Origin of the sequence: Sinomicrobium kalidii, from assembly GCF_021183825.1 — a bacterium.
GTDB classification, from domain to species: domain Bacteria; phylum Bacteroidota; class Bacteroidia; order Flavobacteriales; family Flavobacteriaceae; genus Sinomicrobium; species Sinomicrobium kalidii.
This window is the reverse complement of the sequence record NZ_CP089211.1, coordinates 1,784,366-1,797,327: the sequence shown is the minus strand read 5'-3', so window position 1 is coordinate 1,797,327 and position 12,962 is coordinate 1,784,366. Positions and strand designations below refer to the sequence as shown.

General features: G+C 46.6%; 10 protein-coding genes and 1 pseudogene. 2 read left to right on the top strand and 9 right to left on the bottom strand.

From position 1 onward, the window contains the following. Window positions 1–37: 37 nt before the first annotated feature. Window positions 38–1,768: a DUF885 domain-containing protein gene (locus LS482_RS07210; RefSeq protein WP_437441013.1), complete on the top strand. Its 1,731-nt coding sequence runs from the start codon at window positions 38–40 to the stop codon at window positions 1,766–1,768. Between the two features lie 38 nt (window positions 1,769–1,806). Beyond that, entirely contained in the window at window positions 1,807–3,420 is a 1,614-nt protein-coding gene (locus LS482_RS07205) for a sulfatase (RefSeq protein WP_233031101.1), read from the top strand. A 59-nt stretch (window positions 3,421–3,479) separates the two neighbouring features. Here LS482_RS07205 and LS482_RS07200 read toward each other — a convergent pair whose 3' ends face one another. The 9 genes and pseudogenes from LS482_RS07200 to LS482_RS07165 form a co-directional block, all read right to left on the bottom strand. After that, a complete protein-coding gene (locus LS482_RS07200) occupies window positions 3,480–3,944 on the bottom strand; it encodes a helix-turn-helix domain-containing protein (RefSeq protein ID WP_233031100.1) in 465 nt (154 codons plus the stop codon). A gap of 198 nt (window positions 3,945–4,142) precedes the next feature. Continuing rightward, window positions 4,143–4,367, bottom strand: a pseudogene (locus LS482_RS21755) (AraC family ligand binding domain-containing protein); the annotation flags it as partial. Between the two features lie 504 nt (window positions 4,368–4,871). Then, on the bottom strand, window positions 4,872–5,471 hold the full coding sequence (locus LS482_RS07195) for a histidine phosphatase family protein (protein ID WP_233031099.1): 600 nt from the start codon (window positions 5,469–5,471) through the stop codon (window positions 4,872–4,874). Further along, on the bottom strand, window positions 5,464–6,900 hold the full coding sequence (locus LS482_RS07190; protein WP_233031098.1) for an FGGY-family carbohydrate kinase: 1,437 nt from the start codon (window positions 6,898–6,900) through the stop codon (window positions 5,464–5,466). The genes LS482_RS07195 and LS482_RS07190 overlap by 8 nt, the downstream gene beginning before the upstream one ends. Before the next feature lie 16 nt (window positions 6,901–6,916). After that, window positions 6,917–8,362: an FGGY-family carbohydrate kinase gene (locus LS482_RS07185; protein WP_233031097.1), complete on the bottom strand. Its 1,446-nt coding sequence runs from the start codon at window positions 8,360–8,362 to the stop codon at window positions 6,917–6,919. A 3-nt stretch (window positions 8,363–8,365) separates the two neighbouring features. Continuing rightward, on the bottom strand, window positions 8,366–9,331 hold the full coding sequence (locus LS482_RS07180; RefSeq protein WP_233031096.1) for a 2-hydroxyacid dehydrogenase: 966 nt from the start codon (window positions 9,329–9,331) through the stop codon (window positions 8,366–8,368). Window positions 9,332–9,348: 17 nt separating this feature from the next. Beyond that, window positions 9,349–10,656 carry an MFS transporter gene (locus LS482_RS07175; RefSeq protein WP_233031095.1) on the bottom strand — a complete coding sequence of 436 codons (1,308 nt, stop codon included), beginning with the start codon at window positions 10,654–10,656 and terminating at the stop codon, window positions 9,349–9,351. Window positions 10,657–10,666: 10 nt separating this feature from the next. Continuing rightward, window positions 10,667–11,512: a glycerophosphodiester phosphodiesterase family protein gene (locus tag LS482_RS07170; protein ID WP_233031094.1), complete on the bottom strand. Its 846-nt coding sequence runs from the start codon at window positions 11,510–11,512 to the stop codon at window positions 10,667–10,669. 104 nt (window positions 11,513–11,616) lie between these two features. Further along, the gene (locus tag LS482_RS07165; RefSeq protein WP_233031093.1) at window positions 11,617–12,948 is read right to left on the bottom strand and encodes an alkaline phosphatase family protein; all 1,332 of its coding nucleotides are present in this window, start codon (window positions 12,946–12,948) and stop codon (window positions 11,617–11,619) included. Window positions 12,949–12,962 lie beyond the last annotated feature (14 nt).

Genomic DNA, 12,962 nt, shown 5'->3' with positions numbered 1-12,962 from the left:
GTCCCGAGGGTTATCGGGAGACTAAAAAAACAAAACCATGAATAGAATACTTCTCGCCTTTATGACCATTGTTGTCCTGTACGGCTGTAAAAAAGAACGTAAAAGCGGTACGGAAGATGCTTCACAAGCGTTGCAGCAGGTCATAGACAGCTATCACAACCACAAGGGCTACGACAAGGAACAATATCCTTTGGGCCTGTATACAAAAACCTATTACGAAGCCGAAGCACAGTTTGCCCGGAAAAAACTGGGCGAATTGTCGGAAATCAATGCCGCCGGATTAAGTGAAACCGAACAGATATCACTAAAACTGCTGGCCTTCAGCCTGCAGAATAAGGTAGATTTCTTCGGGTTTGAACGGTATCTAAATCCGATAACCTCCCATACCGGTTTTCACAGCAGCCTGCCATACAGGGTAAAGCCCCTGACCAATTACAAGCAGGTCAGGCGCTATCTGAACCAGTTGAACGCCATCCCCGGATTTGTCGATCAACACATCGAAAATATGAGAGAGGGGTTGCAAAAAGGAATCTCACAGCCCAGGGTGATCTTTGACGGCTACGAATCTACCTACAACGACCATATTGTATCCGATTATGAGGAAAGTTTTTACTATTCCCCTTTTAAAGACCTGCCGAAAACGTTGACCGGCGCACAAAAAGACTCCGTGCTGAAAGCGGCCAAAACCGCCATAGAAATCAAGGTCGTTCCCCAGTTTAAACGTATTAAAGACTTTTTTGAGACCGAATATATCCCGAATACGAGAACTACGCTGGGAATATCCGGAATCCCCAACGGTAAGGCATACTATCAAAACAGGATCAGCTTTTACACCACTTCCTCCCGGTACACTGCAGATGATATCCACAATATAGGGCTGCAAGAAGTTGCGAGGATAAGGGCGGAAATGGAGACCATTATTGCCGGACTGGACTTTAAAGGGAGTTTTAAAGACTTTTTGCGGTTTTTAAGGACCGATGAACAATTTTATGCCAAAACCCCCGGACAACTCCTGATGCTGGCACGCGATATAGCAAAACGCGCGGACGCCCAGCTTCCGAGGTTCTTTAAAACACTTTCCCGGAAACCATACGGTGTGGCCCCGGTGCCCGATGCCATGGCCCCCAAATATACCGGAGGGCGTTATATCCCTACTCCCAGCGAAAGTACAGACCCGGGGTATTACTGGGTAAACACCTACGACCTGCCGAGCCGGACACTGTATACCTTGCCCGTCTTGACTGCCCACGAAGCCGTCCCCGGACATCATTTGCAGATCAGCCTGAACAGGGAATTGGGAGACAGTATCCCCGGGTTCAGAAGAAATTTTTCAGTCACCGCTTTTGTAGAAGGCTGGGGACTGTATGCAGAGACCCTGGGTGCGGAAATGGGACTGTACACCACCCCGTACGAGCAGTTCGGCAAACTCACCTACGAAATGTGGAGGGCCTGCAGGCTGGTGGTCGATACCGGGATTCATGCCAAAGGGTGGACCCGGGAACAGGTAGTAGACTATATGGCATCGAATACCGCTTTGTCATTGCTGGAAATAAATTCGGAGACCGACCGCTATATTTCCAACCCGGGGCAGGCATTATCTTATAAAATAGGGGAACTCAAAATAAGGGAACTCCGCAAAAAGGCAGAACAACAACTCGGAACAAAATTCGATATCAGAACCTTCCATGAAGTGGTATTGGAACAGGGAACAGTTACCCTTCCCATTCTGGAACAAAGAGTTAATAATTATATCAGATCACTGCAGTGAGAAAATATCATTGTCGAAACCCGTTTAAACACTCTTATATGATGAGTACAAAAAATAAACTATCTTTTCACAGCATTCTTTTTGTTGCACTTACATTGTGTTATTTTACGTCGTGTAAGCAGGGAAAACCGGAAAAACAGCTAAGTGCCGATCTTATTGAAAAACCAAATGTTTTGTTCATTTCGATAGACGACCTCAACGATTGGATCGAGCCCTTAGGGGGGCATCCCCAGGCCATAACACCAAATTTTAACCGTTTGGCTGAAAAATCTGTCCTTTTTACTCATGCCTATACGGCCAACCCTGCCTGCAACCCTTCAAGGGCAGCGATCTTATCCGGTCTGGCTCCGCAAACAACCGGGGTTTACTCCAATTATCAGGACTGGAGGGAAGTCATTGGGGATTATCGTTCCCTGGGGGGATATTTCAGGGATAACGGGTATTATTCCGCAGGTGCCGGAAAATTATACCATTACTTTATGGTAGATACAACGGCATGGGACGATTACTGGCCATCGCAAAAGAAGAATATGCCCCGGGACTTTCCTCCTCACGGCTTTGCGCCGGAAGATTACAAAAAGAGAGCTGAAAATGGTACAGTTTCCATGCCCATGTTTAAAGATATGTACACTGCCTTTGACTGGACTCCTTTAGTTGTAGAGGATTCTTTAATGGGAGATTACAAAAGTGTGGAATGGGTATCCAACCAGCTCAAGGCAGACCACAATGATCCTTTTTTCCTGGCTTGTGGGATTTATCGTCCGCACTTGCCATGGTATGTTCCGAAAAAATATTACGAGATGTTCCCCCTGGAGTCTATCCAGCTCCCCGAAGTTTTGCCAAACGATCCGGATGACCTGAGTGACCGGGCTATAGATATTGCTCACAGAGGGGGGAATTATCACAAACATGTGGTCAAAGCAGATCAATGGAAAAATGCAGTGCAGGGGTACTTAGCTTCAATTGCTTTTGCGGATGCCATGCTGGGACGCTTGCTCGATGCCCTGGAAAACAGCCGTTATGCCGACAATACCGTAATCGTACTGTGGTCCGACCACGGTTGGCAATTGGGTGAAAAAGAACACTGGAGAAAATTTGCTTTATGGGAGAATACTGCCAAAAGTGTTTTGATGATGCACGCACCAGAAGGTACGCCCGGCCTGCCGGAAGGATCGGAAGACGGCCAGCGTTCCGACCGCATCGTATCGCTTATGGATATTTACCCTACGCTCCTTGACTTGTGCGGGTTGCCCCCGAGCAAAAGCGTAGACGGCAGGAGTTTGGCCCCTCTCTTAAAAGATCCTGATGCCGAATGGAATTATCCCGCCATTACCTCCTACGACTTCGGTGAATTTTCGGTCCGGACCGAAAATTGGAGGTATACCCGCTATATTGACGGTAGTGAAGAACTTTACGATCATACCCGGGACGAAAATGAATGGCAAAACCTTGCAAACCTCCCGGAGTATCAACCCGTAATTGAAAAAATGAAAAAACATATTCCTGAGAATCCGGCTCCGCTTATAAAAACATCGCTTAAAATGCGACCTTATTTCGTGCCTCCCTTTAAATCAAAAGAAGAGTATGACGACTGGTTAGAACACGATAAAGACAATAAATATTTACTTGAAAAATATTGGGAACAGAAGTAGATTTCTTTTTGTACGTTGTTATTGTTATAGCCTTTCGTAAAACAGAGAGGCTATAACATTCAAACCTCTTCGCCTATTTCATTGTTATCCCTGAGCCTCCGGTATACAGACGGAGTTACCCCTTTCAGCCTTTTAAATTGCCGATTGAAATGGGAAAGGTTCGAATAACCGACATCGTAGCAAATAGCTTCTACTGTATTTCTCTCATCGAGCAATAATGAACAAGCCGATTCAATGCGCAATTCGTTTAAAAATTCTATATAGGTTTTTCCCGTGTGCAATTTAAAATATCTGCTAAACTGGGATTTACTTAAATTGGCTATTCGGGCCACATCTTCAATTTTGATGTTTTTTTCGAGATGACTGAAAGTAAAGTTTAGAATATTGTTAAGTCTGTGCCCGTCCTTTTCCTCAATGGAAAATTTGTATATACTGGAATTGATAAATCTTTTATTTGCTTTTCGTATGGTTGACAGTATTTTTAAAAAACTGATGATCAATTCTTCTTCTCTTACATATGACATTTTCAGAATCTGATCATGTACCCCTTTCCTTAAACTTCCCGAAAGCGAAATTCCTCTTTTGCAATTTTGAAGTAATGTGCCTATATTGGTTAATTCCGGAATGTTAAAAAACTGATTTCCAAAGGTATTTCGGTCAAAAAAAAGTGAAACAGAATACACTCCGCTCGATTTTTCGGAGAAATAGCTTTTCGAACTTTTCATGAGATGAGGAATATTGGATCCCAGAATAAAAACGTCTCCCGGTTTAAAACGGACCATATCACTTCCATGATACAGGATCCCCCCACCTTTTTTTATCGCGGTAATCTGGAATTCCGGATGATAATGCAGGTGATCATAGAAATGTTGTCCCTCATCAATCTGAACTCTCAACGAAGATTGTTGCGATTTTGATATTTTAAAGGGGATCGCATGTATTTGCATAGAGTCAACCATGATATTCATAAAAACATAGAATGACTCAAATTTAATATCTAAATATTTGATTTTATAATGATGTTGCGATTGTAGTATTTTTGTAGTACCTCGTAATTACAGAAACAATAGGATGAATTAAAGGGCACCGATAAATTCAATAAGGTGATTTAATCTATCCTGATATTCAAAATCCTTAATGTTATCTCAGGTGTTCACCTTGCTTCAGTTGATATTTCGACGTGGCAGAAAGCGTTTGTCCGGCCGGAATAAAAACCAAATGTATTTGAAATAACAGATATGAGGAGTTACCAGAGATTTGTTTGGCACTTACAAAGACATGGTCTTTTAATACATCATTATCTCTGACCTCCCAACATATCAATTTGTATTCAAATGGTTCGATATTCTTGTTTTGTGCTCTTCAAAGATTTAAGGGATCAAGAACAATTTCCGGGTTTTTAAAATTCTTATCACATGTGACTGTCAGATGTTCCCTTTTTTAAGGATTCATTATTTGATACAATTAAGTTGGGACAGGACATACCCTTCAGTGGTGTCGTAAATGATACAGGACAAGGTAGAATTTTCCTGCCGGATCTTCCGGTAGTTTTTTAGTGGAAGGCCTATGAGGTGGGCTATAAGAAAACGGTTTACCGCATTGTGGGCGACTATTAGGACATTTCCTTCCGGATGGTTGGTGTGCAATTCATCCATAAAAGAAGAAAGCCGGGCGATAAGGTCTGATGCGGTCTCGCCTGTTCCCCCGGCGGGATGATTTTCCGGGTTGGTATTCCAGTTGTGCCATAAGTCGGGGGCTTCGGCAATAAATTCCTCGCGGGTTTTCCCTTCCCAGCGGCCGAAATCCAGTTCCGTCAATCTTTTGTCCACGAGTATTTGCCGGTCGTGGGCGGCAATGGTAGCCGTTTTATGTGCCCGCTTCAGGGGAGAGCAATAAATGCCTTCAAACCGGATACCCCGGATGAGGTTGCGCAGGTTTTCGGCCTGTGATATGCCCTTTTCATTGAGTTCCACATCGGTTTTTCCGCAATAGCGGTTGCCGTCGGCATTGAACGGGGTTTCACCGTGCCGTGCCAGATATATGTTAAGCATAGTCTTCTTGTTTTATGTAGTTTTTTGTTTCCAGTAGGCGGAGGAATTTTTCGTATTGTCCCTCATAAACTTTGTTCAGTCCGGTATCGGGAAGGACTTCTTTCTCCATCCGGATCAGTTCTTTCCCCGCTTCCGTAAGATTGTCGAAAAAAGTTTGCGAAGCGGCTAGGACGGCAGCACCGAATGCTCCGGAGGTGTGTTTCATTTTATATACAGGCAGGTTCAGTACGCTGCTCCTGATCTTAAGCCATAACGGACTGTTACTGCCACCTCCGGCGGTATAGACCGCTTCAATATTTTCCCTGGACAATTTTTGTGCCAGTGTGTAGGCCATGCGTTCTACAAAAGCCACTCCTTCCATATTGGAGGCGTAGAGAACAGCTTCGGGAATGTTGTCCGGGCGGAACCCGACGGCTTCGGGGGCCATAAATGGAAAACGCTCTCCTTTTTGTACCAGAGGGAAACTCATCCGGCCGGTAGGGATGTTGTTTGCCGCCTCTTTTTCCAACAGGCTCAGTTCGTTCCCGAAATCACGGCTCACCCAGTCCGCACCGATATTCCCGGCACCTCCGGGCATCCAGTATCCCTGAGGGTGCCTGTGACTGTAAAACCTTCCTTCGGGATCGATCATTTGTTCTTGTGTAACTCCTTTAACCACCAGTGTAGTGCCGATGGTCGTATTCCATGTGCCCGGGTAAATAGCCCCTGATGCGATCTGCGAAGCACAGCCATCAGTGATACCGACTGTAACTTTCGGGCGGTTTTTAAAACCAAGGGTTTGTGAAACTTCCGGGGACATAGTTCCGATAACTGTACCTGACGGATGTACTTCGGGCATCCATGTCCTGGAAAGCCCGAGTTCGGAAAAGAGGTATTCCGGCCATATTCCGTTTCGGGTGTCATATCCCGATTTCAAAGCATTGGTATGGTCGGTTACGCCCCAGACGCCGGACAATTTACCCGTGATATAATCCGCAGCATGGACCCATCGGACTATTCGTGCTGTTTTTTCCGGGTGGTTTTCGGCAAACCAGACCATTTTGGACAACCCGCTCGAAGCGTTAAACCCGGTATAGCCCTCAGTATTTTCCTGTGCAGCCTGCATACAGCGTCTTCCCTGTATTGCCGATCTTTTATCGCTGTACATCAATGCCGGGTGCAAGGGGTTGTTTTCCTTATCCAGGGGGATAACCGTTCCGGAGGTGGAGGTGACGGCAATGCTTTCTATATTGTTCTTTACATCATCATTGAGTTTCTTTTGTATGAGGCTCCGACAGCTGGTCCACCAGGATTCCGGGGACTGCTCCTGCCGGGAATCCTCCGTAAGTTTAAAAGTTTCTTCTCCGCTGATGACCTGGTTTCCCGAAATATCAGTTACAGCTATCCGGGCGCCCTGGGTGCCTATGTCAATCCCTAGAAAATATCGCATGTTTCTTTTTTGGTATTTATTTGGTAAAAGTTCTTCTGGTTTGTTGCCATGCATCCGAAATGGATACCGGTACTTTGTTTTTGGGGGTATATTCGGTGATGGAGTCTTCCGGAGGCTGCACTTCCAGCCCGTATGTCTGGTTGCAGCAATAAGCCGCTCCTGCTATTGTAGCGTGTTCAAACCCGGTGTGGATCCTTATTTTTTTCTGCAATACATCAGAAAGGATCTGGGCAAGTGTGGCACTCTGAAATCCGCCGCCGCATCCCCAGATGTAGTCTTTATCATGGCCGTTCACCGATTGCAGGTATTTGTAGTTTTCCGCGATGCAAAAAGCCATGTCCCACAAGGTAGCCAGCATAAAGTCCGACCGTTTCAGGTGATCGGAGAGGGGTGTGCTAAACCGGAATCCCCCGGAAGTTATCGGGTTTGTCTCGGAAGCGATAAGGGACCCGAGAGAAGCCGTACACGACGGATCGTTGTATGGTTTCATTTCTTCCTCGATACGTTCATATCCGCAATCGGGATAGAGCAGGGATTTTAAACGCTGGTAGTTCAGGCCTGTAACCCCGGCGTTGGTCTCCAGTACAAAATGGTCCGGGTCGGTATGCCTTCCGGTCCAGGTTTTCATACGGGGGTCCAGCGTATAGGAAGGAAGCAGTTTTACAATCGGGGTCGTGGTCCCGGCCACCACGATCACATCATCGGTTTCGGGACGGGTGCTGTGAATGGCGAGTTGGGTGTCCGCACCGCCAACGATCACTTCGGTCTCCGTGGAAATACCGAGTTCTTCCGCAATTTCAGGTAAAACGGTGCCGAGCAGGGTCCCCGATTCCCTCAGGGGGGGAAGGGTATCGGGGTTTATATCAAATTCCCTGCATAATCCGGCGGACCATTGCCTGGCCGAAACATCATATAGCAGTGTCTCCGAAGCCTGGGAATGCTCGTATCCCGTGACCCCGGAAAACTGGTATTGCGCCCAGTCACTGATACTCATAAAGGTTTCCGTGGCATCGAACAGATCAGTGCGTTTCTTTTTAATGCCGTACAGTTTTAATGCTGAAAAAATGGAGCCCGGATACCTTCCGCAAAGGCGGTATATCTTTTCGGGATCGGTAACGACGGATTCCCATTCCCTGCCCCTGTGGTCGTGGTTGGGAAGGCCGATAAGGTTATGGCCCTCCCGGTCCGTGAGGACGATCCCTTCCCGTTGACTGGATGCTGTAATGGCCTTGATCTCAGTGTCTGGAAACCGGGACAACAGTTTTTTGGCCAGTGCCATGATCTGGTCCCACAACTGTCCGGGATCAAAACAGAGGGCTTCCGGATGCGTGTTATCCCCGTGATAATGTACTTCGTCCCGCTCAATCCCTTTGAGTTCTCCGTCGGAATCGATAAGGGCTACCCGTACATTTCCCGTTCCGATATCGGTTACCAGATAATTTAATGTTTTGTCGGTGTTCATCGGTTAAATGGCTTTGGTTTTGGATTTTTGAAAAGTTTCCAGCAATTTGGCATTCATTATAAACGAATGATGGTCCTCCACTTCATGGGTGGCCCCGGCAATATGCGGGGTGGTAAAGACATTGGGCAGGTGGATGATCCTGTAATCTGTTTCGTCCGGAGGCTCATGGTCAAATACATCCAGGTAAGCGCCCAGGATGTGTTTGTTTTCCAGGGCTTCCAGCAGGGCCTCCCGGTCTACTACGGCAGCCCGGGCCGTATTGACAAAAATGGCGTTTTTTTTCATTTTGTCAAACAGGCGCTTGTCGATCATGCCGGTGGTCTCTTCGTTTACAGGTAAATGTACGGAAACAATATCGCTGGTCTCGAACAGGGTTTCGAGAGAAACACTTTTATATAGCGGATCGTCTGTAGATACATAGGGATCGTAATACTGTATGTGGCAGGGGAAGGCGTTTGTCATTCTGGCGATTTTCCGGCCTATATCGCCAAATCCCACAAGCCCGATGGTCTTGTTGGCCAGTTCGTTACCCTTAAATTGGAGGTAGGAAGTATGAGCCCCTTTTTCCCATTGTTCACCTTGCAGCCATGCGGTTGCGGGCACTACTTTGCGCAACAGGATAATGACCCCGGCCAGGAACAACTCGGCTACGGCCTGCGCATTGCGCCCCGGGGTGTGGAACAGGGAAATACCCAGTTCCCCGGCCTTATGTACGGCAACATTGGAAGGAGTACCCCGGCAAACCCCTATAAACCGGAGATTGGGGAAATTTTCGATAACCTTTTCGGAAACATCGTCGTGTTCGGTAATCAGGGCATCGGCCTGGTGTTCGGACAACAGGGCTATAAGTTCGGTTTCATTGTAGGCCCTTCCCTGGGTTTTCCAGGGTTTATAGATAATTTCCCCAAAAGAGGTTTTCAGTTCTTCCAGGCTCTTTTCATTATAGGGCGCCGTTATAAGAATTTTCATTTTGTTCAGATTTTTAATTAAATAAAACGTTTAGTTGCTTTTGCCGCGTTTGTTTTTGTGATGCCCGAAGCGGTTTCTGTATGCTCCGGAAGGGTTATAAAATAGGTGAGGATAGCGCTTAAGAAATAAAGGCCGGCCAGGATACACACCACGCCTTTACTTCCGATAGAACCGATAAACAGTCCTACAATGGCAGGACCGGCAAAAACCGCAAGGCCGGCTCCCAGGTTTAATATGGCCATGGCCGCCCCTTTGTCCTTTTTTACCAGGGAAGGGACCAGGGCCGACAGTGGAACATAACCGGCTAATAAAACGCCCCACAATATGCCGCACAACATCACCAGCCAAAAGCTGTTTCCGAATATGACCGGCGAATAGAAAAAGAGCAGGGTAGTGATCCCGCAACCGACACCGCCAAACCACAGCACCGTATTGCGCCATCCGAATATATCTCCCACAAAACCGAAGATCAGGTTAAAAGCAATATTGGCCGTAAAGATCGTCCCCCAGATCTGAAGCCATTCCGTGGTGCTAAAACCATAACCGGCCAGATAGGTGGGAATAAATACAGGAAAGGCAAACTGGGCCGTAGTATTGATAACGCGGACAATCCCTCCGATAAATACTTTGGGTTGTTCCCTGACGATCGTCAGGCCTTTTATCAACTCCTGCATTTTGGTATTTCGCTTTTTGTTTATGGATGCCTTAAATTTGTCCTTATTCAGGATAATGGCGAAGAAAGCCCCGACCAATACCCAGAAAATAGAACTCCACAAGGTGTTCAGATAGCCGAGTTCTTTTATGGCCCAACTGGAATAATAAGCTCCAAGGACATTTAACCCTCCTGTAAAGACAAACCAAAACCAACCTACGGCGCTCCCCAGTTTATGCTGAGGGCTGCGATAGGTTATCCATACTAAAAACGAATACGCGAAAAGCGGATAACCGAACCCCCTGACCGTATACATAAAAAGCATAATACCGTAATTCAGGTCCGGGAGACCGTATCCTACAAAACCGATTGTTCCGAGGATATATAGTATCACGCCCATTAACATGGTTTTTTTGGGGCCGAAGCTTTCCGCCAGCACTCCCGAAAACCAGGAAGATATGGCGATGGCAACCCCGTACATGGTAAATAAGGTAGCCGAATGTTGCATTAGCATTCCCCTTTCGATCAAATAAGGGCTAAGCCAGCCTTGTTCTACGCCGTCGCCCATCATAAAGATCAGGATCCCCAGATATCCCCAGGTGAGTTGTCTGGGCGGGCCTGCCTTGTTCCACAATGAATTCAAAGAAAGTTTTGGTGGTTGATTGCCTGACATAAGTTATGGTTTAGTTTTTCATTTTTTCGGTTTTCCAATAGTTGTATTTCGTACTTTTTTCCGGGTACATCTCTTTTATGGCTTCGGCAACTTCTGCCGGGCGATCTGTTTCAATAATATCGGCCCCGTCCTCCAGGATCTTCCGATAGGCTTCTGCACGTTTTTCACGGCGTTCCATTTTATCATAAACAGGTGCTGCGCTAACCATGACCATCACCCCCCTCTGGTGGAGTAAGTCGTATAGCGCTTTGTTTTCTTTTGTGCTTTCTGATCCTACATAGGCTATCAGGACATTCTGCCAGGGGATGCCTGCCTTCTCATAAGAGACAAGGGCTTCTTTGGTCTTTACAAATGCAGAGAACATACTCCGGTGATCGAAGTCATAAAAGAACCTGGCTTCCCCTGCATTGTGCACGGTAAAGATCACATGGTGAAAAGCATCGTGCTCTTTTATCAGTTTTGCCTTCATTTCCAGGGGGACGTCCTTGACATCCAGGTTGAGCAGGGTCTTTCCCTTACTCCATTGAATGGCTTCTTCCAGTGTGGGTATCCGGTAGGATGTGATATTGCCTTCCGGGTCTTTTAACTGAATATTTTTTATCTCATCCAGGGTGTGGTCCCTGAGTTTGCCCTTCCCCGAAGTAGTGCGTTCGAGGGTTTTATCGTGCAGTAATACGGCCTTGTTATCTTTAGTGAGGCGGGCATCTATCTCAAAAATTGCGGGTGTTTGACTTAAGGTGTATTCCAGTGTGGCGATACAGTTCTCCGGATAATTTGTTCCGGCTCCCCCGCGATGGGCACTGATTACAGGAAACACATTTTCTGTATACTGAAAATAGTTTTTAGTATCAGACACGTTCCTGAAGTTTAATGTATTGATCTCTGTGGTTTGTGCATGCGAGTGAAAAAACACACAAAGCGCTGAAAAAATAAAAAACGGCTTAACGTACATAACTTATATTATTTGTTTAGCATTCCTTTTAATAAAACCCCGCCTTCAGATCTCCATTCCATTCCCAAAAGTTCTGCGACCAATGGGGCTATATCCTCAAGCCCCATACGATCTACACGGAGCCCGTTTCTCATCCCCGCCCCGAAACCGACAAAACCGGTTTTTATTCCGGGAGTGTCCGGGTAGTACCCGTGGGTACCTAATCTATGGGGCCTTATGACCTCTCCTTCTATGGAATTTTTAAAGACTACTCCCGGCAAAGCCTTTAAACCAAAAGATGGCCGGCTGTCCACCCCTAAACTGTCCAGTTCTTTTCGTTCTATAAATTGGTATAACTTTTTTTCGCCGGGCGGCCTTTTTTGCAGGATATCCCTCACCTGCTGCAGGCTCCCGGTATCATCCGGGTCTTTCAGCATTAAAAACGCGGAACCGCCTACGGTGTGGAATTGCGCCTTCCAGTCTCCCTTTTCGTCCAAAAGGCCTTCTTCTTTCAACCATATATTGGGGGCGATCGCGGTATGGGTGTTCACAAAACCATGGTCCCCGGTAACAAGTACAGTCGTGTTTTCTCTGATACCGGCACGGTCAAGGGCTTCAATGATATCGCGGATAGCGCGGTCTGCCCCGGCTACTGCCGCCTTCACCATTTTGCCGTTCCTGCCGTACTTATGCTGAAAATGGTCAACTACAGACAAGCGGATGGTCATTAGGGAGGGTTTATACTTTCGGATGATATAAGCACTTATCCTTCCTACATTGGCATCCATGGCAAGGTAATTTTCCCGGACCATAAAATCTTCCGGTTCCAGGGTGCCGGTAGCGTTTTGCTGTACTTCTTCAAAAAGGCCGGCCGGGGTGGAATACTTTTTTATCACCTCAAGGCGGTCTTTCCCTTTCATTTTTATAATGGGGATGTTATGATCAATAGGACCGCCAACAGAAACCGGCCAGTTGACGGCAGCCGTGGTGAGATCATTGTTCTTGGCGGCATCCCAAAGGGTCGGAACCTTAATGGCATCATAGAACCAGTACCATTCACTGCGCTCGCCTTTGGGTTTGAAGGGGGCATTGTACAAAATACCGTGCTTTGCCGACTTTTCCCCTGTAATAATGGAAGTGTGGTTCACAAAGGTCACCGTAGGGAAAACGCCATCCACGCTTGTAGCACAAACCCCGTTCTCCTTCATTTGCCTGAGATTGACCATTCCCCATGAAGGTTCGAGATAAAATTCGGGACGAAAACCGTCAATAGTGATCAATACCACATGGCGGGACCTTTGTCCGTAGCAGTTCCATCCGAATAAAACGGAAAGCAGTAGAGTTAACGAGAACAGTTTCATAGTAAAAATAAATA

Bases quoted from the DNA above. Each gene is read 5' to 3' on its own strand.
- LS482_RS07180 (WP_233031096.1), bottom strand. From the start codon at position 9,331: ATGAAAATTCTTATAACGGCGCCCTATAATGAAAAGAGCCTGGAAGAA.
- LS482_RS07210 (WP_437441013.1), top strand. From the start codon at position 38: ATGAATAGAATACTTCTCGCCTTTATGACCATTGTTGTCCTGTACGGC.
- LS482_RS07165 (WP_233031093.1), bottom strand. From the start codon at position 12,948: ATGAAACTGTTCTCGTTAACTCTACTGCTTTCCGTTTTATTCGGATGG.
- LS482_RS07190 (WP_233031098.1), bottom strand. From the start codon at position 6,900: ATGCGATATTTTCTAGGGATTGACATAGGCACCCAGGGCGCCCGGATA.
- LS482_RS07175 (WP_233031095.1), bottom strand. From the start codon at position 10,656: ATGTCAGGCAATCAACCACCAAAACTTTCTTTGAATTCATTGTGGAAC.
- LS482_RS07200 (WP_233031100.1), bottom strand. From the start codon at position 3,944: ATGTCATATGTAAGAGAAGAAGAATTGATCATCAGTTTTTTAAAAATA.
- LS482_RS07205 (WP_233031101.1), top strand. From the start codon at position 1,807: ATGATGAGTACAAAAAATAAACTATCTTTTCACAGCATTCTTTTTGTT.
- LS482_RS07185 (WP_233031097.1), bottom strand. From the start codon at position 8,362: ATGAACACCGACAAAACATTAAATTATCTGGTAACCGATATCGGAACG.
- LS482_RS07195 (WP_233031099.1), bottom strand. From the start codon at position 5,471: ATGCTTAACATATATCTGGCACGGCACGGTGAAACCCCGTTCAATGCC.